General features: G+C 32.3%; 17 protein-coding genes. 9 read left to right on the top strand and 8 right to left on the bottom strand.

The window, feature by feature from the left end:
* Positions 1 to 22 precede the first annotated feature (22 nt).
* The 6 genes from IRZ99_RS04870 to IRZ99_RS04845 form a co-directional block, all read right to left on the bottom strand.
* Positions 23 to 3,019: a TonB-dependent receptor gene (locus IRZ99_RS04870; protein WP_194656205.1), complete on the bottom strand. Its 2,997-nt coding sequence runs from the start codon at positions 3,017 to 3,019 to the stop codon at positions 23 to 25.
* A gap of 231 nt (positions 3,020 to 3,250) precedes the next feature.
* Positions 3,251 to 6,007, bottom strand: a complete 2,757-nt coding sequence (locus tag IRZ99_RS04865) for a histidine kinase (RefSeq protein ID WP_194656204.1) — start codon at positions 6,005 to 6,007, stop codon at positions 3,251 to 3,253.
* Positions 6,008 to 6,385: 378 nt separating this feature from the next.
* On the bottom strand, positions 6,386 to 6,892 hold the full coding sequence (locus tag IRZ99_RS04860) for a GNAT family N-acetyltransferase (protein ID WP_194656203.1): 507 nt from the start codon (positions 6,890 to 6,892) through the stop codon (positions 6,386 to 6,388).
* 211 nt (positions 6,893 to 7,103) lie between these two features.
* Positions 7,104 to 7,868, bottom strand: a complete 765-nt coding sequence (locus IRZ99_RS04855) for an SGNH/GDSL hydrolase family protein (RefSeq protein WP_194656202.1) — start codon at positions 7,866 to 7,868, stop codon at positions 7,104 to 7,106.
* 67 nt (positions 7,869 to 7,935) lie between these two features.
* Positions 7,936 to 8,718, bottom strand: a complete 783-nt coding sequence (locus IRZ99_RS04850) for a DUF3050 domain-containing protein (RefSeq protein WP_072970230.1) — start codon at positions 8,716 to 8,718, stop codon at positions 7,936 to 7,938.
* 87 nt (positions 8,719 to 8,805) lie between these two features.
* Positions 8,806 to 9,984 (bottom strand): acyl-CoA dehydrogenase family protein, encoded by a 1,179-nt coding sequence (locus IRZ99_RS04845; RefSeq protein ID WP_194656201.1) that lies wholly within the window; start codon positions 9,982 to 9,984, stop codon positions 8,806 to 8,808.
* A gap of 143 nt (positions 9,985 to 10,127) precedes the next feature.
* Between IRZ99_RS04845 and IRZ99_RS04840 the strand changes: the two genes are divergently transcribed.
* Genes IRZ99_RS04840 through IRZ99_RS04830 form a run of 3 tightly spaced genes read left to right on the top strand, consistent with a single transcriptional unit; the run spans position 10,128 to position 14,618 of the window.
* Entirely contained in the window at positions 10,128 to 11,903 is a 1,776-nt protein-coding gene (locus tag IRZ99_RS04840; protein ID WP_228519022.1) for a helix-turn-helix domain-containing protein, read from the top strand.
* Between the two features lie 7 nt (positions 11,904 to 11,910).
* Positions 11,911 to 13,287: a lipopolysaccharide assembly protein LapB gene (locus IRZ99_RS04835; RefSeq protein WP_194656200.1), complete on the top strand. Its 1,377-nt coding sequence runs from the start codon at positions 11,911 to 11,913 to the stop codon at positions 13,285 to 13,287.
* A gap of 17 nt (positions 13,288 to 13,304) precedes the next feature.
* Positions 13,305 to 14,618 carry a tetratricopeptide repeat protein gene (locus tag IRZ99_RS04830; protein WP_194656199.1) on the top strand — a complete coding sequence of 438 codons (1,314 nt, stop codon included), beginning with the start codon at positions 13,305 to 13,307 and terminating at the stop codon, positions 14,616 to 14,618.
* A gap of 189 nt (positions 14,619 to 14,807) precedes the next feature.
* On the opposite strand, the gene IRZ99_RS04825 is transcribed toward IRZ99_RS04830, so the two are convergent.
* On the bottom strand, positions 14,808 to 14,960 hold the full coding sequence (locus IRZ99_RS04825; RefSeq protein ID WP_194656198.1) for an rSAM-modified peptide: 153 nt from the start codon (positions 14,958 to 14,960) through the stop codon (positions 14,808 to 14,810).
* A gap of 260 nt (positions 14,961 to 15,220) precedes the next feature.
* Here IRZ99_RS04825 and IRZ99_RS04820 point away from each other — a divergent pair, with 260 nt between their 5' ends.
* The 6 genes from IRZ99_RS04820 (at position 15,221) to IRZ99_RS04795 (ending at position 22,735) form a co-directional block, all read left to right on the top strand.
* Positions 15,221 to 16,777, top strand: a complete 1,557-nt coding sequence (locus tag IRZ99_RS04820) for a vitamin K epoxide reductase family protein (RefSeq protein WP_194656197.1) — start codon at positions 15,221 to 15,223, stop codon at positions 16,775 to 16,777.
* A gap of 65 nt (positions 16,778 to 16,842) precedes the next feature.
* Positions 16,843 to 17,013 (top strand): hypothetical protein, encoded by a 171-nt coding sequence (locus IRZ99_RS04815; RefSeq protein WP_194656196.1) that lies wholly within the window; start codon positions 16,843 to 16,845, stop codon positions 17,011 to 17,013.
* 23 nt (positions 17,014 to 17,036) lie between these two features.
* Positions 17,037 to 17,228: a hypothetical protein gene (locus tag IRZ99_RS04810; protein WP_194656195.1), complete on the top strand. Its 192-nt coding sequence runs from the start codon at positions 17,037 to 17,039 to the stop codon at positions 17,226 to 17,228.
* 325 nt (positions 17,229 to 17,553) lie between these two features.
* Positions 17,554 to 19,746 carry a peptidase domain-containing ABC transporter gene (locus IRZ99_RS04805; RefSeq protein ID WP_194656194.1) on the top strand — a complete coding sequence of 731 codons (2,193 nt, stop codon included), beginning with the start codon at positions 17,554 to 17,556 and terminating at the stop codon, positions 19,744 to 19,746.
* A gap of 2 nt (positions 19,747 to 19,748) precedes the next feature.
* On the top strand, positions 19,749 to 21,038 hold the full coding sequence (locus IRZ99_RS04800; RefSeq protein WP_194656193.1) for an HlyD family secretion protein: 1,290 nt from the start codon (positions 19,749 to 19,751) through the stop codon (positions 21,036 to 21,038).
* A 44-nt stretch (positions 21,039 to 21,082) separates the two neighbouring features.
* Positions 21,083 to 22,735: a S41 family peptidase gene (locus IRZ99_RS04795; protein ID WP_194656192.1), complete on the top strand. Its 1,653-nt coding sequence runs from the start codon at positions 21,083 to 21,085 to the stop codon at positions 22,733 to 22,735.
* A 48-nt stretch (positions 22,736 to 22,783) separates the two neighbouring features.
* Here IRZ99_RS04795 and IRZ99_RS04790 read toward each other — a convergent pair whose 3' ends face one another.
* Positions 22,784 to 23,491, bottom strand: coding sequence for a tRNA1(Val) (adenine(37)-N6)-methyltransferase (locus IRZ99_RS04790; RefSeq protein WP_194656191.1), 708 nt, complete (start codon positions 23,489 to 23,491; stop codon positions 22,784 to 22,786).
* Positions 23,492 to 23,559: the final 68 nt, after the last annotated feature.

Genomic DNA, 23,559 nt, shown 5'->3' with positions numbered 1-23,559 from the left:
TTTTTGTATTTTTTATCTATTATTAAAAAGTAACATTTAATCCTAATGTGGTGATAGCAGGAAGTGGGTATCCTCCCGAATCTCTTCCAAATGCAATAGGAGAACCACCAGCTTCAGGGGTAAATCCGGAATTATGTTTCCATGTTACAGGATTTTGAGAATTAATAAATAATTTCAATCCCTGGATATTCGCTTTGTCCAATAATTTAGAATTAAAATTATAGGCCAGTTGAACGTTTCTTAATCTGATATAGCTTCCATCCTCAATCATATAAGTTGAATTTTGCTTGTTATATCCTGAACCATCATTCAATCTTGGTTCCCAGTTTGAAGTACCTGCACCTGTCCATCTGTCCAACCTGTCGGTTCTGTAGTTAAATTGGGCAAAAGTGGAACCATTGCCCCAGTCTCTCCATATCTCATTACCGTAAACTCCCTGAAAATCTGCAGAAAGTGAAAGGTTTTTATACGTAACGCTTCCAGAAATTCCGTACATGATGTCCGGAGTTGGATTTCCTATAATTGTTCTGTCGTCTGTGGTGATTTTTCCGTCTCCATTCACATCTTTATATTTTAAATCGCCAGGACCATAAGTACCAAGTGCACTTGCCGGAGAGCCCAAAATATCAGCATAAGATTGATACACTCCTTCAGCAATATATCCGTAGAAAGATCCAATTGGAGCACCTGCAGTCAGGATAGAAGGTCCCTCTGACACTTGAAAACCGTCCTGATATACAGATTTTACTGTGTTTTCTAAAGTCGTTAGATTCCCGCTTATTGCATATTCAAAATCAGGACTTATTTTATCATTCCATGAAGCAGAAAATTCAAATCCTTTATTTTCTATTTTTCCGGCATTGGTGTAAAATCTCTCGCTGCCCAGATCAACAAAAGTTAATAAGTTGTCAGTTGTTTTGTTAAAGTAAGTGGCTTCAATTTTTAATCTGTTTTGTAGTGTACTCATTTCCAATCCACCCTCATAAGAAGTGATCGTTTCCCATTTTAAGTTTGGATTATTTCTATAAGATAAAATATAAGCCGGAACTAATGATTCACCAAATACTGCCGATGAACCAGTTGTATAACTTGGGTAAGAAGGATAATGAATAGAAGTATATTGATTCCCTAATTTACCATAAGATCCTTTTAATTTTAATGAGTCAAAAATCCCAAGGTTTTGCATGAAATTTTCTCTTGAGATTTCCCAGGCTCCACCTACAGACCAGAAATTTTCAAATCTGTTATTTCCGGTAAAAGCAGAAGAACCATCTCTACGGAAAGAGGCATTTAAGATGTACTTTCCGTTATAATTATATAATGCTCTGGCCAAATAAGAGACTGTTCCATCTTCATATTGATCTGATCCTGATTTACTTGTTGAGGGATCGCCGTATGGGTATACATTTAAATACCACCATCTTTTATCATTAGGAATCTGATCTCCATTTATGTATTGTGAAACAGATCCGTTAAGAGAATCATATCCAAAATAATATCGTGTATAACCGGCCATTGCAGCTATACTGTGTTTTCCTAGTGATTTATTATAACTTAATAAATAATCCTGTTGTGTCTTTTGATAGTTGTTGCTGTATTGATTTACAGAAGTTTGCGAACTGCCCCCGGCATTAGTAACCTGATCGGTTTCAGCAGCATAAATGTTAAATACCGGACTATATCCACGGCCTTTATTATAACCTAAATCGGCATAATAAGCTGCTTTGAATTTTAAATCTTCAAATAATTTGAATTCAGCAAATACATTTCCGACAAATCTGGTTTCGCGATTTAATTGCGTCCCTTTTGTGCCTTTGACATATAATAAAGGGTTGCCAATTTGTGCCCCGCCAATTTGAACTGGTAATTGATTATAAACACCTAACTCAGAATTAAAGGCTTCAACAATTGGAGTAGCGTTTATTGCAGAACCAAAAGTGTGTAATTGTGCTGGTCTGGCATCAACACCACTAAATCCTACACCCAGTTTTATAACATTTGATAATTGTAATTCATTGTTTAAATTGAATGTAAATTTCTTGTATTTTTCATAATCAATTAAACCTTCGTCTTCTAAATATCCGGCACCCAAATAAAATTTATTTTTATCTGTTCCCGTTGAAACACTAATATTATGGGTAATTATAGTTGCATTATCATTTGAAATTGCATCAATCCAATCCGTGTCTCCCGTAAATTTATCATAATAAGCATATGGTGCGGCACCTTCATTTTGTCGCTGTTCATCATATAAGGTTTTAAATTGTGAAGCGTTTGTAAGTGATGGTTTTCCAACGATTGTTTTAACACCTAGTGTTGTATTATAATTGATGGTTATCTTTCCTTCTTTTGCTTTTTTAGAAGTAATAATGATAACCCCATTTGCACCACGCACACCAAAAATAGCTAATGATGATGGATCCTTTAAGACCTCTATGGATTCAATATCATTAGGGTTGATAAAATTGATATTATCTGTAAATATACCATCAACTACATACAGCGGTTTTGTATTGTATCTACTTACAGTTCCTCTGATTCTGACATCGGGCTCTACTCCTGGCTGCCCGGAATTCACAACTGAAAGACCGGTAACTTTTCCCTGAATAGAAGCTATGGGATTAGAGTTTGGTTTGTCAGCAACAAGCTTTCCTTCTACTTTTACTATAGAGCCTGTTAAGTCTCTTTTCTTTGCTGCTCCATATCCAATAACGACAACCTCTTTTAGTTGAGAGTCTTTAGATTCTTGCAACGTGATTGTCATAGCACCTGAGGTTCCATTTATTGAAACGGTATCAAATCCAATCATGCTGATTTTTAGGGCATCACCTTCTTTGGCTTTTATAATAAATTTTCCATCAAAATCGGTATAAGTGATAGTATTTGAATTAATGGCTAAAATAGTTACGCCTGGAATAGCGAATCCTTTTGGGTCAATAATTTTTCCTTTGATTACCTGACCAGACATACATGCCGGCAGCGCGATGAGTGCTAAAAGGCTTAAAATGTAATTTCTCATTATTAATATTTTGTTAAAGTTTAGTAGGTCAAAGTAAATACATAAGAAAGCCATAGTGTCCACTTTTGAAATACTACATTAGTACATCAACAAATAAAAAAACGAAAAAAACCTAATGTTTTCGGGGTATGGGAAGGGCATAAAAGAACACATCATCCGCCTATGATGTACGAATGATGTGATTTAAAAACGTAAATAATTAATATAAAAAATAAATTATCTGTAAAAAAATCAGCTTTTCTTTACAGATAATAAAAACCTGGATAGATTTTCTTCTGAGGAGAGGTTTAATTTCTTTCTCAATCGATAGCGATGAAGATCAACTCCCCTAAAAGTGATATTCATCATTGGAGCAATTTCTTTTGAGGAAAGATTCATTACCAGATAAATACAGAGTTTAATATCCTTTGGAGTCAGATTTTGATATTGCTGAGACAGATTAATAATAAATTCATTATGAATCTGATTCAGGTTTGCTTCAAATGTTTCCCATTCATGTTTATTAAGGGCATTGATTTTTATAGCTTTTTTAATTTCGCTTTTTATTTTATTAAGGTCCATGTCCTTACTCAAAATATCCTGAACTTTGTTAATCATTTCACTTTGTTTTGCGATTGAAAGGGATTTAACGGCAACCTGAGATGATTTTGATTGTAATTCCAGCTCAAGAATATGTCTTTCATATTCCTGAATATTTAATTCGTTTTCTGCTCGTAATTCGATTTCCAGAATTTTCTTCTGGTATTTCAATTCTTCTTCCTTCAATTTCAGTTTCTGAATATATTTCATTTTATTCCATCGATAATAAACAGATACTATTATGCCTATTGAAATGAGATATAATAAAATCATCCAAAAAGAAAAATACCAGGGATTTGCAATAGTGAAATTAAAATCGGCAATCGTATTATAGTTCTGCCCATCATATCCGTAAATACTAATAGTGTGGGAACCACTGTTGAGGTTATTTAAAAGGATCACTCCTTCTTTTACTGGGATAAAAGATTTGGCATTACGTAACTTATAAAATAAATCCTGTTTTGCTGTTCCGTATTTTCCTGATATTACATTTATTTTTAATTCAGAATTAAATTTTATCGTCGATCTGTCTTTTAATAATTTGTCCTTATTGAAGGCTTCAATCTTTACCTTTATATTGGGTCTGTTGCCATATTTTATGTTCAAAGAAATAAATCCGTCGTCTAGATTTACTATATAATTTTCCTTGTTATTGAAAACATATACATCATCATTAATAATTTTTCCTTTGTAATATTTCTCAGGGATACTATTCCAGACAAACTTATTTCCATTTGCATAAATATGATATAAAAGCCCCTCCTGTAACACTATAAAACTACTTTCATCAATAGTAACAATGTCTGAAATGTTTTTAAAGTTAGAATTAAATAACTCATTTTCTTCTAATTGACCTGTAATTGCATTAAAAGTGTACCAGGTATTATGAATCAAAAAAAGCATTTCATGTCGAAATTCAAATATTTTTATTCTATAATCATTTGTAATTTTATTCGCCTGGCTAATATTTTGAACTTCTGTTGTTTCGAAAGCATCGTTGTATAAAATTCGATATAATCCTCTGTATTTATCTGCGGCCCATATTTCATTTTTTCTATTTTGTGCAACATGTTTAATGGGATTTAAAAGTTTTTTAACCTCTATCTTACTAGAAAGATCATTGATTTTATTATAAATCATTACACCACTATAAGTTCCTTGCAAGTAGGAATTATAAATGCTGCTTTTTGTTAAATTCCCAGCTCCGTGTACGTTATGTAATTTCGAAAATACATTATTCTTATAAACAAATATTCCTTCATCATGGCCAATAATATATTTGTCATTTATCTTACTGATAGACCATGCCTGTCCTTCTGAATTAGGAATTAGGGAAAGCTGCTTGTCTTCATATTTAAAAACGCCATGATTGGAAGCCATTAAATATCCTTTTGGAGTACTTGCAACGGAATATACAGATCCTAAGATTCCGGAGTTATCATTAAAAATTGAAATTGGAGAATTGACTTCAATGTGCGAGATTCCGTTATCGAGCCCCAGCCACAAATCATCTTCTTTGTCAAGGGTTAAATTCAAAATTGAATTGTTTATTAAACCGTTATTTCGAGTAATGTTTTTATAAGAACCATCATTCAAATCGACGATAAAAAGTCCTTTATGTGCTGTTCCTATTACTAATTTATTGCTTTTTAAAAATCGGGCAGCATTTATATTAGCTTTTTTCAAAATGGTGTTTAATGGGTTATTCCATGAATTCATAATACCGTTTCCATTAACGAAAACACCATTTTTTCTGGTAAAGACATATATTTTGTTGTGGTATTTTTCGATACCGTGAATGACATTGTTCTCCACAGCTGACCAGCCTTTGACTTTTTGAATATGATGATCATTGGTCAACTTATAAACTCCCTTATCTACTGCAGCAATAAGTAACTGATTGTTTATTGTATAACAATAGGAAATAAGAAAGGGTAGTTTAACTTTCTTAATGTGTTTGCCATCATACCAGAAAATCCCTGTAAACGATTGAAAGTAAATTTTGTTATTAAACTTAAAAATTTTCCAAATTTCCTCATTTTCCTTTTCATCAAAAACCTTTTTTCCATTTGTAATGGAGACATAGTGCATTTTTCCTTCCTTTCGAAACCAATATCCAAATTCTTTATAAGATCCTGAGTAAATTTTATTGCCATCGGCCATTATAGATCGAATAACCGTTTTATGCGGCAACATGTTTTTCTCCCATTTCACTCCATCGTAGCGCAATAAATAATAATGATTTGCAAAATACATCGCATCGTCATTTCCTTGCGTCAAACTCCAAATGTGGTTATCACCCTGATAATTTGATTTTCCGAAATTTTCTACAAAAGGAAGCAATTCCTGAGAAAAAAGTTGCGATGAAATAATACTAAAAAGTATTACAAAGAGTGTTTTAGCTTTCAAAGTAAGGAGTGTTTTATTTCAAATGTAATTACATTTATTAATTATCCAAATGGTCTCAAATACCTTAACTTACAGGCATATTTTTCTTTTTTGAAATAAAAAAACGTTGAATAAAAGTTTTGAAGTGCTACATGAAAAGCAATCGGGGCCACATTTTTAAGCGCTCCCTAAACAATGCAGATTCTTTGCTGCTGTAAAAATATTAATTTTACAAAAGCAAAGGAATCAGGATTTTGTAACAAAATATTATAATTTTTGATAAAAATTGTAATGAAGTTATGTACTATTTCTCTTAGGTACCTTATGATCTTGTTAAAGATGTATAAAAATAGGCCCCCGAAAAAAGGTTATAAAGTTTAATTGGAGAATTTATATTTCTTAAAGCTTAATCTCAAACAAACTAAAAGAACCTTCTTTATAATGTTCAGGTAATTCTTTTGTCCATTCGATAGTGCTGATTCCCTTGTAATTGAAACCGCAACTGGTGTAATATTTATTTATTCTTTCGTTTCCACTGTGAGTGTCAAGTCTAATGTATTGTTTACCATTTTCTTTAGCATATGTTTTAGCCCATTCTACAATTTTTTTGACATAGGATTGTCCTCTGAATTTTGGATTTGTTGCAATACGATGTAAGTATATTGCAGGATCTTTAGCAGCTTCTTTCCAAATAATCAAGTCATTAAAAGTAAGTACAAAGGTGCAGGCAACTTCATTTCCTTCTTTGATAATAAAATGACGATTTTCTGTTATTTCTTTCTCGATAAGTGCTCTTTCAAAACCTCTCCAGCTTTTATTATTGACTGTTTTTTGATAGGATGTAGCTTCATTGTAGATATCGAAAACAGCATCGATGTCTTGTTTTGTAGTTTTAAAAAATTCCATTATTGAGTTGTATTCTATCGATTAATCAATACTTCAAAGGTAAATTTTTAAATTTCAATCGTCGAGGTTTCGACTTGAAAATCTAAAACTTCTCGTTTAGCCCCGATAGAAACGGCATCCTTTTGTGTCCGCCACTGCGGACACAAAAGAGATAGTGGATAGCGGGACGAGTGGTCTTTTGAAAACGGATCTTTTGCTCCTTAAAAAAATCTCAATTCTGTAAAGCCATTTTGACCTGAGGCAGTATACGGTCAACAAACATCTTATAAGCTGTTTCTGAAGGATGTAAGCCATCAGAGGCGACTAAACTAGTATTGCTTAAGCCTGTTCTTGTAATATCAGTAATAGAAATGAAAGTTACACCTTTGCTTATACAGTACCTCTCAGCAGAAGTGTTGTATTGATCTATCTCATTCGAAATTTTCATTCGGTTTTCGTAAGCATAATTAGCTGCAAAAGGAGTGTAGGCATAATCTGGAATGGAGAGTACAATGACATTGTTTTTATCGCCTTTGGCCAGAGCGATTGCTTTGTTTAATAATTGTGGAAATTCTTTTTCATAGACAGAAAAATCCATATGCTGATACTGATTATTAACTCCAATCAATAACGTAACCAAGTCATAATTTGGTTCTGGATTTTGAGTATTTACTGCCGAAATTAAATTCGAAGTTGTCCAGCCGGTTGTGGCAATTACTTTTAAAGAAAAATTGGTTCCCGGATAAATTGTTTGTAAACTTGATTTGAGTTGTTCAGGATATCGGCAGGTTTCGCATACGCTTTGACCAATAGTATAACTGTCGCCTAAGGCTAAATAATTGATAGATTGTGCTATTGGAGTTGTTGGAACCTGTGTGGTTGGAGGTTTAACAGGAGGTGGAGTAACAGCAGTGCCAGAGCCAGAGTCTTCAGCACTACAGCTTAACAAAAAGATGCAGAATATAACGATAACTATTTGTTTGAAATGTGGTTTCATAATTTGGATAAATTAGATTCTTGGTCATCTTAAACAAATAGTTACGTTAAATATATTGATTTGGTTTTTATACCATTTCTGCTTTCATAACTATTTCTTCTTCAATGGCATTCCAAAGTCCGATTCGTTTTTCTAAGGCAAGAATTGAGATTTCTTCTACTTCTTTCCATTTTTGAGCATCATCTTCGCATAGATCTGTGATCATCTGCATTGCCATTGGTCCGTGTTCATCAGCATCCAATTCTATGTGTCTTTCAAAATAGTAAAGTAATTTGCTTAGATCCGTTTCTGGTAGATTTTTTTGAAAGTTTTTTAAGATTGCAGTAAACATACTCGGAATTAAATCTTCTCTTCCAAAAGTAAAAGCAGCAGCAATTTCATGTGGTTTTCCTTGTTCGATAACTCTAAAGGTAAAATCTAAAAAGGCTTTTACATCAGGATGTAGCGAGCTCTGTTTTATGGCAACAAAAATATTATGCAGCGAATGTACTTCTGATAAAAATTTATTGATTCCAGTAGTGTCAGCACCACAATCTTCCATGGCTTCAAGGTACATTTCGTAATGACTTTGTCTTCTTCCGTCAATCGTTAAATCAGTTTCTTCGGCAAGAACGATTTCATTGATCAAATATCTTGTTTCAGGATTTTTCGTAGCAAACCAGGGTGTTGTTGTGCAGGTAAGTTTGGCTTGTAAAGCTTTTAGTAGTGACATAAAATCCCAAACGGCAAATACATGATTTTCTAAGAAAATATGTAAATCATCAATGCTTTGGATTTTGTTGTATAAAGAATGTTGTAATAGTTGTTCTTTTTGAGGTTGAATGCTATTGTTTATAGTTTCAATATTCATTTTTGGAATTTTTGTGCAAAGATAAAAAGCTTCTCGGTTAGAAGAAGCTTTTAGTATTGTTTTTGTATATAATTTAATAATTGTTTATTATTTAAATGCTGGAATTCCAGTAACATCCATTCCGGTAATCAATAAATGAATGTCGTGAGTACCTTCATAAGTAATAACGCTTTCAAGGTTCATCATGTGTCGCATAATCGAATATTCGCCGGTAATTCCCATTCCGCCTAACATTTGTCTGGCTTCACGGGCAATATGAATGGCCATATCGACATTATTACGCTTTGCCATCGAAATTTGAGCTGTGGTAGCTTTTCCTTCGTTTCTCAAAACTCCTAAACGCCAGGTTAATAATTGTGCTTTGGTGATTTCGGTAATCATCTCGGCTAGTTTTTTCTGTTGCAATTGCGTTCCTCCAATTGGTTTTCCAAACTGAATTCTCTCTTTAGCATAACGTAAAGCAGTATCATAACAGTCCATTGCAGCTCCAATTGCGCCCCACGCGATGCCGTATCGGGCAGAATCTAAACAGCCAAGCGGTGCTCCTAATCCTGATTTATTTGGTAAAAGATTTTCTTTTGGAACTTTCACATTATCAAAAATCAATTCACCAGTTGATGATGCACGTAGCGACCATTTATTATGCGTTTCGGGAGTTGTAAAACCTTCCATTCCACGTTCAACAATTAAACCGTGAATTCTTCCAGTTTCATCTTTAGCCCAAACAACAGCGATATCTGCAAAAGGAGCATTCGAAATCCACATTTTGGCACCATTTAGAAGATAATGATCTCCCATATCTTTAAAATTGGTAATCATGCTTCCCGGATCAGAACCGTGGTCAGGCTCGGTTAAACCGAAACAGCCCATGAATTCTCCTGTTGCAAGTTTTGGCAGGTATTTCATTCGCTGTTCTTCGTTTCCGTATTTCCAAATAGGATACATCACCAAAGAAGATTGCACAGATGAAGTCGATCGTACACCAGAATCACCACGTTCGATTTCCTGCATAATTAAGCCATAAGAAATCTGGTCTAATCCTGCACCACCATATTCATGTGGAATATAAGGTCCGAAGCCACCAATTTCTCCAAGTCCTTTTATAATTTGTTTTGGAAATTCAGCCTTTTGAGCGTACTCTTCTATAATTGGAGAAACTTCTCTTTTAACCCATGCACGTGCAGATTCGCGAACTAATTTATGTTCGTCTGTCAATAGATCGTCAAGGTTGTAATAATCTGGAGCTTGGAATAAATCTGGTTTCATTTTTGATAGTTTTACTAAAACAAATTTACGCAATAAAAATATAACAAAACAACGTTAAATTGTTATATTTTTTTAATTTCGTAACAAAATTAACAACAAAGTAGCAAATTAATTTTAGTTTATTGAAAATTTAAGCGTTATTTTTGAAATCCAAAAACACATTAATGAGGCTAATCATCTCTTTTCTACTACTTTTTGTTCTTAATATTGGTTTTGCTCAGAAAAAACAAATTAGTGAACAGGAATATTTACGATTACAGGATAAAATTCGACTTCATTTTAATGCAAATGTCGACAGTGCACTTGTATATGCCTACCAAATGGAGAAGTCTGATAACAATAAACACCTAGCCTTTGCAAATAGTGTTATGACCATTTTCTTTCAAAAAAAGGGTAATACAAAAGAATCGCAAAAAAGATATAAAGCAGCATTTTATTATCTGGAAAAAATGCCAGAATCTCGCGACAAAACGCAGATGAAATCGTATGTCTATAATTATGCTGGTATAGTGGAGCACTGGAAAGGTGACTTTAGCAAAGCACTCGAACATTATCAAATGGCCTTGAAGTTTTCTACTGAAATAGATGATACTAAGCAAATTATTAAGATTAACGGCAATATTGCAATACTAAATGAGGCAGTAGGTAATTATCAACTGTCTATTAAAAATCTAAAAAAGCTTATTACATTTATTGATGCAAAGGAAGGTGCTTTTACTAAAATAGAATTGTTGAATCATAAAAGTAATTTTAATCGCGCTTTAGGTAGTGCATATGAAAGTTACTTCATGAAGAATTTGACTAAAAAATATCTGCTTGATTCTGCGGAGTATTATTATAAGAAAACAATCAATTATTCTCAAAATTTCGCTGAAAATAAAATTTCTGCTCAATTGAGTTTAGGAAATGTATACAGTTGGAAAAACGATTTTAAGAATGCTGAAAAGACGTATTATGACGTTATATTTTTGGCACAGCAAAATAATTCGATAACTACTTTGTGTATAGCAAATTACAACTTAGGAGATATTTACTATTCGACCAAAAAATATGATAAAGCCCTGGTCTTTTTTAAAAAATGTGATTCACTTGCATTAATATCAAAAGATAATACTATTGATTATTTGAAGTCTAATTTTTATCAGGCCAAAATCTATAATATTCTTAAAAAACCTGATTTAGCTTATAAGCATTCTAAAATCTATCTAGATAATTATGAGCAATATGAAGCAAAAATAAGTGAGGAAGCTTTAGAAGTAAATTACAAGCAAGGAGTTGATGATTTGGCAGTTGAAATGGTTTCTATCGAAAAAAAATATAAAAATGAAGTTTTTTTAAATAGGGGGCTTAAAGTTTTTTATGTTTTAATGTTTGTAGGTATCGTCTTTTTATTAATAAAAAATATAAGAGACAAAAATAAAGCCCATAAAAAGATGAATGCTTTAATTGAAGAATTTAAAGCAAACATTGAAAAGAAAAATAATCCTGAAGTTGCAGTATTAGAAAAGGAAGAAGCGATACTCGAACACGAAGAAATTCATCTCAAAAAAGAGAATGTCAATTTAAGCATTGATGAAGCAAAAGAGAATAAAATAGTTGAAAAATTATTAGCGCTCGAGAATAAATTAGAGTATTTAAATGCTGATTTTACATTGCCTTATGTGGCAAAAAAAATAAAGACAAATACAACTTATTTATCATATGTAGTAAATAAAAGGTTTGGCAAATCTTTTGGGGAATATTCTAACGAACTAAAAATTAACTACGTAATCAATGAAATGATTACCAATCACATGTATAGGAAATACTCGACACAGGCTATTGCAGAAAGTGTAGGTTTTAAAAATGCGGTTTCATTTGCAAAATCTTTCCGTAAAAGAACAGGTGTATCTCCAGCACAATTTGCCAGTAATATTTAGTTTCATAATGTTTTCTATTACCCCAATCTTTTTAAAAACAATTTCAACAAGATTTATTATCTGTTTGCTGTTCTTCTTTGTTTTCAACCCAGCATTTGCTCAGCAGAAAAGCACATTGATTGAGGATGACTATGAAACATTAAAGCACAAAATCCGACTCTACTTTAATTCATCAGACAATCGTGCCATGATGTATGCCGAACAAATGGCAAAATCCAGCAATTATGAACATTTAGCTTTTGCAAATGGCGCAATGGCTGTTTTCTTTCAAACTAAAGGCAATACAAAAGAATCCCAAAAAAGATATAAAAAAGCACTTTATTATCTGGAAAAAATGCCGGAATCCCATGATAAAATACAAATGAAGTCATATGTCTATAATTATGGAGGTATAGCAGAATGGACAAGAGGAAATTATAGTAAAGCGCTTGAAAATTATCAAACAGGTCTCAAATTTTCAAATCTAATACATGACGTCAAACAGATCGTTAAGATTGAAGCTAATATTGCGTTGCTTAATGAGGCAGTTGGGAATTATCAATTAACCATTAATCACTTAAAACACCTTAATGATTTTGTTGCTAAAAATGAAGAGGTTTTTACTAAGGATGAATTATTGAATTATAAAAGTAATAATAATTATGGCTTAGGAAGAGCTTATGAAAGCTACTTTATAAAAAACGTAAGTAAAAAATATTTGTTAGATTCTGCAGAATATTATTATAAAAAAACTATCAATTATTCTCAGAATCCTTCAATCACTAGAATATCGGCAGAGTTAAGTTTGGGTAATGTTTATAATTGGAAACTTGATCATAAAAGTGCCGAAAAGATTTATTATGATGTCTTGTTTTTGGCACAACAAAATGATCTAAAAGATGTTTCGTGCGTGGTTTATTATAATTTAGGAGATATTTATCATACAATTAAAAAATATGATAAAGCATTGGTCTACTTTAAAAAATGTGAATCACTTGCAGCCATAACAAAAAACAATACTATTGATTATTTGAAATCTAATTTTTATCAGGCAAAAATTTATACTATTCTTAAACAATCAGATTTAGCTTATAAACACTCTAAGATTTATTTGGACAATTATGAGAAATACGAAGCTAAAATAAGCAAGGAAGCTCTGGAGGTAAATTATAAGCAGGGCAATAATGATTTAACTGCTGATATGCTTTCTATTGAAAAAAAATATAAAAAAGATCTTTTTTTGAACAGGGTTCTTACTGTGTTTTGTGTGCTTTTATTTTTAGGGATATCATTTCTTTTGATAAGAAATGTAAGGGCAAAAAATAAAGCCTTGAAAAATATGGATGTCTTAATTGCGAAATCTAAAACGGAAAAGGTGGAATTGAGTAATAAAATAGAAGGTTAATTCTCAAAATAAATTTTATGAAGCGAATTTACTGTTTCCTGTTCTTTTTTGTCTTTACTGCTACATTTTCTCAACAGAAAAATGCATTGATTGAGGACGATTATGAAACTTTGAAAGATAAAATCCGTCTTTACTTTAACTCCTCAGTTGATCGTTCTCTAGTCTATGCTGAGCAAATGGCAAAATCCAGCAATTATGAACATTTAGCTTTTGCAAATGGCGCAATGAGTAGTTTATTGCAATTAAAAGGTGAAACACATAAATCTAAAGAAAAATACAAGTTGGCACTTGGTTATTTAGCTAAAGTACCTGAGTCTAAAGAAAAAAAACGTGTTACAGCTGACGTTTACAATTATGGAGGATTAACAGAATGGTACAGAGGAAATCATGCTGCTGCCTTAGAAATATTTCAATCAGGAATTAAAGTTTCTTCGCAAATAGGAGATATTAGCCAGATTGTAAAATTCAAGGCCAATATCGCATTGCTCAATGAATCTGTTGGGAATTACCAATTAGCAATCAAAAACGACCGAGAAATTATTGACTTTTTAGATAAAAATGAAAATCTGTTTACTAGTGCAGAACTTTTAAGTAGGAGGAGTAATGTATATCTTGGTTTAGGAAGTGCTTATGAATCGTATTTTATAGATAAACGAAGAATGAAACTGTTAGATTCTTCTGAATATTTTTATAAAAAGGCAATAGAATATTCTGGAAACTTTCCTTATACCGAAGCAACTTCAAGATTAAGTTTAGGAAATATTGCGAGTTGGAGAAAAGATTACAAAAGTGCAGAGAGAATATATTTTGAGGTTGTAAATCTGGCCCTAAAAAATAAACAGTTTGATTTATTAAGCTCTGCTTATTATAATCTAGGGGATCTTTTTCAATCAAATGGACAATACTACAAAGCATTGCCTTTTTTAAAAAAAACGGATTCACTTCAGGTTTTACACCATTCAAATGAAATCTCTTATTTAAGATCTAATTACTATCAGGCAAGAATTTACAATAAGCTGAATATGCCTGAACTTGCTCATAAGCATTCTAGAATTTATCTGAATCTTTTAGATAAATTGGAGGGAAAATTAAATGAAGAAAGATTAAAGGTAAATTATAAACAGGGAGAAGACAATCTTACAGCCGAAATGCTTTCTATTGAGAAAAAATATAAAAAAGATGCCTTTTTGAATAGCATGCTAAATGTGTTTTATGTGATTTTGTTTGTTGGGATTGTCTTTTTGCTCATTAAAAACATAAGAGATAAAAAGAAATCCTATAAAAAGATGATTGCATTAATTTCTGATGTTTCGAAAAATAATAAAAAATAAGAATCAGTCTGTTGGTGGAATTATCTCCGTAAAACAAGAGTTTATTTTTATGAAATGCTGATACAAGTGTTTTTACAAAATAATATTGCAAATTACGCTAGAGTATTCTGGTGTAATTTGCAATATTATTTTAGTAGAATTTACATTGATTATGTTGTTTTAGAGTTTTAGCTCTAAATAGGACATTTATTAACTAAGTCCCCCTCTGCCATCTTTTCCAGGATCAACCACTATTGGTGGTGTAGGTGCTTCTTCTCCATCTCCTCCTCTAACCATTTTTTGTTGGTTTGTAGATAATTTTTCTGCTTCAAAATCTTCGAATTTTAATTTCATATTTGCCATGATATTGTGTATTAGAATTATTACATATCAAAACTAGGTAAAAAGGAAAACGCTTGATCGAGAATGCGGTTTTGAGAATTTTTTGAAAAGACTTTAAGGGTTAGTTAATTGTAAATCAATAATTTAAATGTTTGATTAAGGCTGATATAATTTATAAATTGTATGTAGTATAATTGATAAAATGTGTGCCTGTAACGTTTTTTTTTGGATAAAAACACTAATCTTTGTAGTGTAATTATGATTTTAAACGATCCGAAAAGATGTTAAAACTTGTCCAAAAATTTCTACAAATAAATAGATACTCAGAGATAAAAAATGAGTTTAAGGATTTGTTTCTTTCTCATCCAAATTATCCAAGTTTATTTGCGATAACAGATTCGTTAGATCTTTTATCAATAGAGAACGCCGCAATAAGAGTTCCGAAAGAACAAATAGTAGATTTGCCAGCAAACTTCTTAGCTTATTTTCAGGACGAACTTATATTAGTAGAAAAGGCCAAAAATGATGTACGTGTTACAACAGAGAAAAAAGGACCGCATAAAATGGCTTACGAAAAATTCCTTTTAGACTGGAATGGCGTAATTGTAGCGATCGAACCAAATAATGTAATTGCAAGAGAAAATTTAAAAGTAGAATATAATTGGTTAAAATATTCTCTGCCTCTTTTTCTTTTAATGGGCTTGTCGTTTTTTTATAATACATATAGTTTGTTTAGTCTTGCTTTTTTAACAACATCTATATTAGGTCTTATCGTTAGCATACTTATTGTACAGGAGAAGTTAGGTTTTAAAAATACTATGATTTCGAAATTTTGTAATCTGAGTTCTAATTCTTCATGTAATTCTGTAATTAATGCTAATGAAGGAACTGAAAACAGATTGATTAATTTTTCAGATTTGCCACTGATTTTTTTCGGTTCAAGTTTGATTGCAATTTTAGTAAAGCCTTTTGATTCGGCAATATTTATCGGGTTTTTAAGTTTACTGGCTATTCCTGTTATAGTATCGTCTATTTGGATTCAGAAATTTGAGATTCAAAAATGGTGTGTAATGTGTCTGGTAGTTTCGTTCTTAATTTTTATGCAAAGTGCAATATGGTTTGGATCAGACTTTTTTACATTGACTTTTGCGTTTGAGAGTATGTTTCCATTTTTGTTTTCTTTGGCTCTTCTTGTACCAATGTGGCTTATTGCAAAACCAATGATAAAAAGCATGCTGAAAAGTGATAACTCACTTAAAGAACTGAAAAAATTCAAAAGGAATTATTCATTATTAAACTTCCTGTCTCGAAAAGTTATAAATACAAATGGATTTGATGATTTAAGAGGTTTGAATTTTGGTAACAGAAATGCAGCAGTAAAACTATCTGTAATTATAAGTCCAAGTTGTGGTCTATGTAACACCACATTTCAGGAAGCATTCGATTTGGTATTGAAATTTCCGGATAGAATATTTTTAAAGGTTTTGTTTAATATCAACCCAGAGAATACCGATAATCCTTATAAAGCAGTTGTAGAAAGACTTTTGACAATAAACAGATCGACACCAGGAAAAACGGTAGAAGCTATTTCAGACTGGCATATTAAAAAAATGAGTCTTAAAAAATGGCTTAAAAAATGGCATGTCGAATCAGTAAGCATGATGATTAATCAGGAGATTAATAAACAATATGAATGGTGTTCGAAAAATAATTTTAATTATACACCGGTTAAAATTGTAAATGAAAGATTATTCCCGAACGAATATGAGCTGAACGAGCTGAAATATTTTCTAAATGATTATGTAGAAGATATGGAAATTCTCGAAAAAATCGCCTAACAGGTGAAAATCAGACAGAATCTTCAAATGTCTTAAAAAGATTGAAGTCTAAAAACTTAGAACTTATGTTAAAGAATATTTTAAACCTTGAAGGAACTCAGGAATTAACAGCAAATGAGCAAAAAATGATCATTGCTAATAATGTAAAAGAAGCATCTCCAAGATGCGAGGCCTGGATTAATGAAGAAGATTGTACATCATATTCTGATCGGAGAGAGTTGTGGCAATTAAATTGATTAAAAATTAAAACATAACGTATATGTTAAAGAAAATTTTAAATCTGAAAAATGCTCAGCATATAAGTAAAAGTGAGCAAAAAACAATAAAAGGAGGAATTCCTGAATGTTGGATTTATGCGATAGAAGCGGGATGTGTTTTAGTGCCAGTTGGCGAACCTTGCCCCGTAGATAAAATGCCGGGTATTTGCGATACAAGTCGCCTTTGCTGTTAATTTAATTTTTTTTGCAAGTATACAATATAAAGCCTTATCAGAAATTTAGTCATGTTTTTTTTTGAATTTGTAGGCGCTCGATCGTGGAACATTGAGCAAATATCCCAACATTGATGATTGGTGTCGGGATTCTCAGGAAATTGGTCGCTGTGTTAATTTTATTTGGTTAGGGTTAGCCAGTGCCATGTCCTAGAGAAAAAGTTGTATCGCTAATTTTTTATTTTTTAGATACTTAACAGAGTAGATTTATTTCTTCTCTGTTTTTTTTTACTATTAAATCAAAAAATATAATGTTAAATTGCTACTGAAAAAAATAAAATAGAAATTGAAAAAATTTACCCATTTTAAACAAGCTGATATTAAAGATTGTGGGCCAACATGTTTAAAAATTATTGCAAAACATTATGGTAAAACAATCAATATTCAGGATTTGCGAGACATTAGTGAAACAACTCGCGAGGGGAGTAATTTGCTTTTTTTAAGCGATGCCGCAGAGAAAATTGGCTTTAGGACTTTAGGGGTAAAATTAAATTTAGAAAGATTAGAAGAGGCGCCTTTGCCATGTATTTTGCATTGGAATAAAAACCATTATGTCGTTCTCTATAAAATCAGGAGAAATACATATTATATTTCAGATCCGGGTTTTGGACTCATTGAGTACAATAAAGAAGATTTTATAAAATTCTGGATTGGAAATAATGCCGATAATGAGACAAAAGAAGGGATTGCATTGTTGATGGAAGCAGCACCAAAATTCTTTCAGTCTGACTTTGATAAGGAAGAAAATAAAGGATTAGGTTTTAAATTGTTGTCACAATATGTATTGCGGTATAAATCATTTCTCACGCAGTTAAGTATTGGTTTGGTTGCTAGTAGTTTATTAATGCTTATTTCGCCATTTTTAACCCAAAGTATCGTTGATGTTGGTATACAGAACCAAAATCTTCGTTTCATTTATTTAATTCTTTTTGCGCAATTATTTCTTTTTGCGGGTAAAACAGGTTTAGAATTGATCAGAAGCTGGATATTGCTTCATCTTTCTACCCGAATCAATATTTCGCTTATTTCAGATTTCTTTATTAAGCTGATGAATTTGCCCATTTCTTTTTTTGATGTCCGAATGACAAGTGATATTATGCAGCGGATTAATGATCATCGACGTATTGAGAGAATTCTGACTACTTCCTCTTTGAATGTTCTTTTTTCAACGATTAATATGGTCGTTTTGGGTGCAGTTCTGGCCTATTTTAACCTGAAGATATTCCTCGTGTTTTTTATTGGAAGTTTATTGTATTTTGGATGGATTACTTTGTTTTTGAAAAGGAGAGAAATTTTAGACTACAAACGCTTTGCAGAGGTATCTCAGGAACAAAGCAAGGTGATGGAGCTTATAAATGGCATGCAGGAAATAAAACTACATAATGCCGAAAAACAAAAACGCTGGGGTTGGGAATATGTGCAGGCACGACTTTTCAGGGTTTCAATAAAAGGATTGGTTTTAGAACAAACCCAAACCATCGGCTCTTCTTTTATTAATGAATTAAAAAACATTTTCATCATATTTCTTTCGGCTAAATTGGTTATCGATGGGTCAATTACACTCGGAATGATGCTGGCAATAAGTTCCATCGTAGGAAGCTTAAACGGACCAATAACACAACTTATAGAATTTGTCCGGGAATTACAGGATGCCAAAATATCATTAGCAAGGTTATCTGAAATTCATGAAAAAGAAGATGAAATACAACAGGAAATGCATCAGACAAATGAAGTTCCGGTTGATTGTGATCTTACCTTAAAAAACGTTTCTTATCGCTATTTGGGGTCAGATATTCCTGTTTTGAATGATTTGAATTTGACAATTCCGGCTAATAAAGTAACAGCGATTGTAGGCGTGAGCGGAAGTGGTAAAACTACGTTGATGAAATTACTTCTTAAGTTTTACGAGCCCGAAAAAGGGGAAATAAATATTGGAAATGCCCAGCTAAAAAATATTTCACAAAAGGCCTGGCGATCGAATATTGGCGCCGTGATGCAGGAAGGTTTTATTTTTAGTGATACGATCGCCAATAATATTGCTTTTGGAGTTGATAAAATTGATAAAGAACGGTTGGTATACGCAGCAGATGTGGCCAATATAAAAGAATACATCAGTGGTTTGCCATTGGGATACAATACAAAAATTGGAGCGGAAGGAGTGGGAATGAGTAGTGGACAAAAACAACGCCTACTCATTGCCAGAGCAGTTTACAAAAATCCGGAAATACTGTTTTTTGATGAGGCAACATCAGCTTTGGATGCTAATAATGAAAAAGCAATTATGCAAAAACTCGATGTGTTTTTCAAGGACAAAACAGTTATCGTAATTGCCCATCGATTGAGTACGGTAATGAATGCTGATCAGATTGTGGTTTTAGATAAAGGAAAGATCATTGAAATTGGAAACCATTCAGCATTGGTAGAACAAAAAGGAAATTATTTTGAGTTGGTTAAAAATCAATTACAGTTAGGAAATTAATTATGGCTGAAGATACATTCGAATTAAGAAGTGAAGAAGTTCAGGACATTCTCACGAAGGTACCACATTGGATGATCCGCTGGGGAACTGTTTTGATATTCGCCATTATTTTTATGCTCTTTTTTGTTTCATGGTTTATAAAATATCCAGATGTTGTAAACACAGAGATTGTAATTACGACTAATATTCCGCCTGAGAAAATTGTATCAAAATCATCGGGTAGAATTGAAGTTATTTTGGTGAAAAATAAAGCTTTAGTATCAAAGGGTACTACACTGGCAATTATAGAAAACACGGCAAATTATAAAGATGTTTTTTTATTAAAAAGCATAGTTGAAAATTATAATGTCAACGATTCAAAAAAAGCATTTCCGTTTGCTGTTTTAAAAAATAGTCAATTAGGAGAAATTGAAAGTGCTTTTGCTGTTTTTCAGAAGGATTATGAGGCTGACAAATTAAATGAAAATTTACAGCCTTTTGAAGTCGAAAACAGAGCACAAATTTCTGAAAAGATTCAGATTAAGGAAAGATTGGATATTTTGCAACAGCAAAAAGTACTTAATGAAAGTGAATTACAGCTTCAGAAAAATGAAATTGCCCGTTTTGAAACGCTGTTTAATAAAGGAATTATCTCAGCGCAGGAAATGGAAGCTAAAAAACTGGGCTATCTTCAGGCGCAAAAGAATTATAAGGGCTTATTAACATCGATTTCTGAATTGAGGTCCTCATTGATAGATAATACAAAATTGAGTCGGAATTCGCAGATAAGTGGCACTAAAGAAGAAGTTAACCTTGGTCGTAATATGGCGCAGTCCTTTTATCAGCTTAAAAAAGTGATAAAAGATTGGGAACTGGCTTATACACTAAAATCATCAATCAGCGGTGTGGTTACTTTTTTGCAGGTCTGGAATGAAAATCAGACTATAAATGTGGGAGATAATGTTTTTTCTATTATTCCTGATGCAAAGAATGGTTTCATCGGAAAGGTAAAGGCTCCGGCACTGAATTCAGGTAAAATAAAAGTAGGTCAAAAAGTGAATATCAGATTGGCCAATTTTCCGGACAGGGAATTTGGTGTACTAAAAGGCAAAATTCAGAATATTTCTCTCGTTCCGGATAAAGATGGAAACCTGCTTTTGGATGTTGCGCTTCCAAACGGATTACAGACTTCTTATAATAAGCAAATTGTATTTCAGCAGGAAATGAAAGGAAGTGCTGAAATTGTTACTGAAGATTTACGATTAATTGAAAGAATTTTATATCAATTTAAGAGTATATTTGAACAAGTTTAAAATTAACCCAAAGACTAAATAATTAACCTAACCACTTTTTTCTTATGAAGAAGACACTGCTTCTTGTCCTTGTATTATTATTTCAAAATGCATTTTCAAAACCCATTACCGAAACTCAAAAACTAGCAGCAACCTGCAAAGTTTGGGGTTTTCTAAAATATTACCATCCAAATGTTACTGACGGAAGTAAAAATTGGGACGAACAATTGTTTCAAATTTTGCCAAAAGTAGAGGAAGCACAAACTGCCGAAGCTTTTTCGTTGGTAATCGAAAATTGGATAACTTCTTTTGGTGAAGTAAAAGCTTATAAAATTTCGACACCAACTTTAAAAAAGGAATATTTTGATAAAAACTTTGATTTGTCATGGTTTTCAAAAAATGATTTATTCTCGAAATCTCTTTCGAAAAAATTAAAATTTATTGAAGAAAATAGAATTCAGGGTAAGCAGCTTTATGTTGATTACGAATTGAATACAGGAAATATACCTTTGCAGTTTAACAACGAAATAAAGTATGCCGATTTTAAATGGACAGATAAAAATTTGCGTCTTCTGGCATTGTTTAGATATTGGAATTATATAGAATACTTTTTTCCGTACAAATATCAAATGGATGAAAATTGGGATAAAGTATTAATTAATATGCTTCCAAGATTTTATGCGCCGGAATCTGAGAAAGATTTTGTTTTGGCAATGCGTGAGATTTCTATAAAGCTTAATGATACGCATGCATCAACTCAAATGTCTCAATTATTTGATTATTTTGGAGATAAATTTATACCTGCGGATGTCAAAATTATTGACGAAAAAGCAGTTGTCATTAGTTTAAAAAACGATTCATTAGCAAAAGTAAGTGATTTAAAAATAGGTGATGTAATTATAAAAGTTGACGGAAAAACTATTGCTGAACTTTTAAAAGAAAATGGGAAATATGTTGAAGGATCAAATGAACCATCTGTTTTAAGAAATGCATATTGGACAATTTTTAATGGAAAAACACCATCAGTTGAAATTGAATTTATCCGTGAAGGAAAAACGGCGATTAAATCCATAAATCGCTATAAATACCAAGATTTAAAGATTCAGTTTCCGGAGCAGGAAAAATGGAAAATTTTGGAAGGAAATATTGGTTATGTTAATTATGGTGAGGTTGAAGAAAAAGATGTTCCCGATTTAATTAAAGCCCTTAATAATACTAGCGCGATTATTTTTGATAATAGAATGCGTCCGCACGATGTTATGTTCACTATTTCAGAATGGCTTAATCCGGAACCTAAAGAGTTTGCTAAATTTTTAGATCCCGATATAAATTATCCTGGACGTTATTATTGGAGAGAAGGAATCGAAAAATGTGGCAAAAACAATCCAGATTACTACAAAGGTAAAGTAATTGTTTTGCTTGATGAAAAAGCAGTAAGCCATGCTGAAATGAATGCTATGAGTTTACAAACTGCTCCAAAGGTAAAAGTAATAGGAAGCCAAACCGGCGGTGCTGACGGTGGGAAATATGGATTTTCAATCATTAAAGGTTTTTACACAACATTTACTTGTTATGGGGTTTTTTATCCAAATAAAAAAGAAACCCAACGCATTGGTATCGTTCCCGATATCGAAGTGAAGCCTACGATTTTGGGTATCCAGCAAGGTAAAGATGAGGTTTTGGATCGAGCAATTTTGTTTGCTAAAAACGGGAAGTAAAGATTATGTAGTCTTTGTCAAAGTTTCAAACTTTGACAAAGATGCTTTTTACATCTTCAAATAAAACTCCTTTGTCAATTCAATATATTCAGGAGTGTAAACGTGTCTGTCAATTTCGATAATTAATTTATCGATTTCAATTTCATTGGTTTCATTTCGACTAAAAGCCAATAAACTGCGCTTGATTTCAGATTTTGGAGTTCCCTTTACACGCGTAATTTTGATCGGATATAATTCGGATTCTTTTGCCAAAGCGATAAATTTTTCTTCTTCTTTGAAAGGAATAATTAAAGCGAATATTCCATGTTCGGAAAGTAATAAATCGGCTGCTTCTACCAGCTCTTCAAAAGGCATTGCATCCTGAAAGCGGGCTAAATCACGCTGTTCATTTTCGGTTTTATAATCTTCCGCATAAAAAGGCGGATTCGAAACAATCAAATCATATTCGTCTTCAGGCTCTTCAATAAATTCATCTAAGCCGGCATGAAAACAAAATAAACGATCTCCCCAAGGCGAGTTTTCAAAATTATCGACCGCTTGTTCATAAGCCTCTTCGTCAATTTCAAGAGCATCAATTTGTTCCGCATGAGTTCGCTGGGCAAGCATCAAAGCGATAATTCCTGTTCCTGCACCAACATCTAATATACTAAAAGGATTGTGGCTTACTGGAGCCCAGGCACCAAGTAAAACACCATCAGTTCCGACTTTCATAGCACAGCGATCTTGATTAATTGAAAACTGTTTGAATTGGAACATATCTGTTATAATTGTAGATTAAAGATTTTTGATTCAGAAGAAAACTGAATACTTAAAACTGTAAACTG

The sequence above is a fragment of the Flavobacterium sp. LC2016-12 genome (assembly GCF_015351595.1).
Classification (GTDB): Bacteria; Bacteroidota; Bacteroidia; order Flavobacteriales; family Flavobacteriaceae; genus Flavobacterium.
Note: the sequence above shows the minus strand (reverse complement) of the source record. Positions and strands in the feature narration are given on the sequence as shown.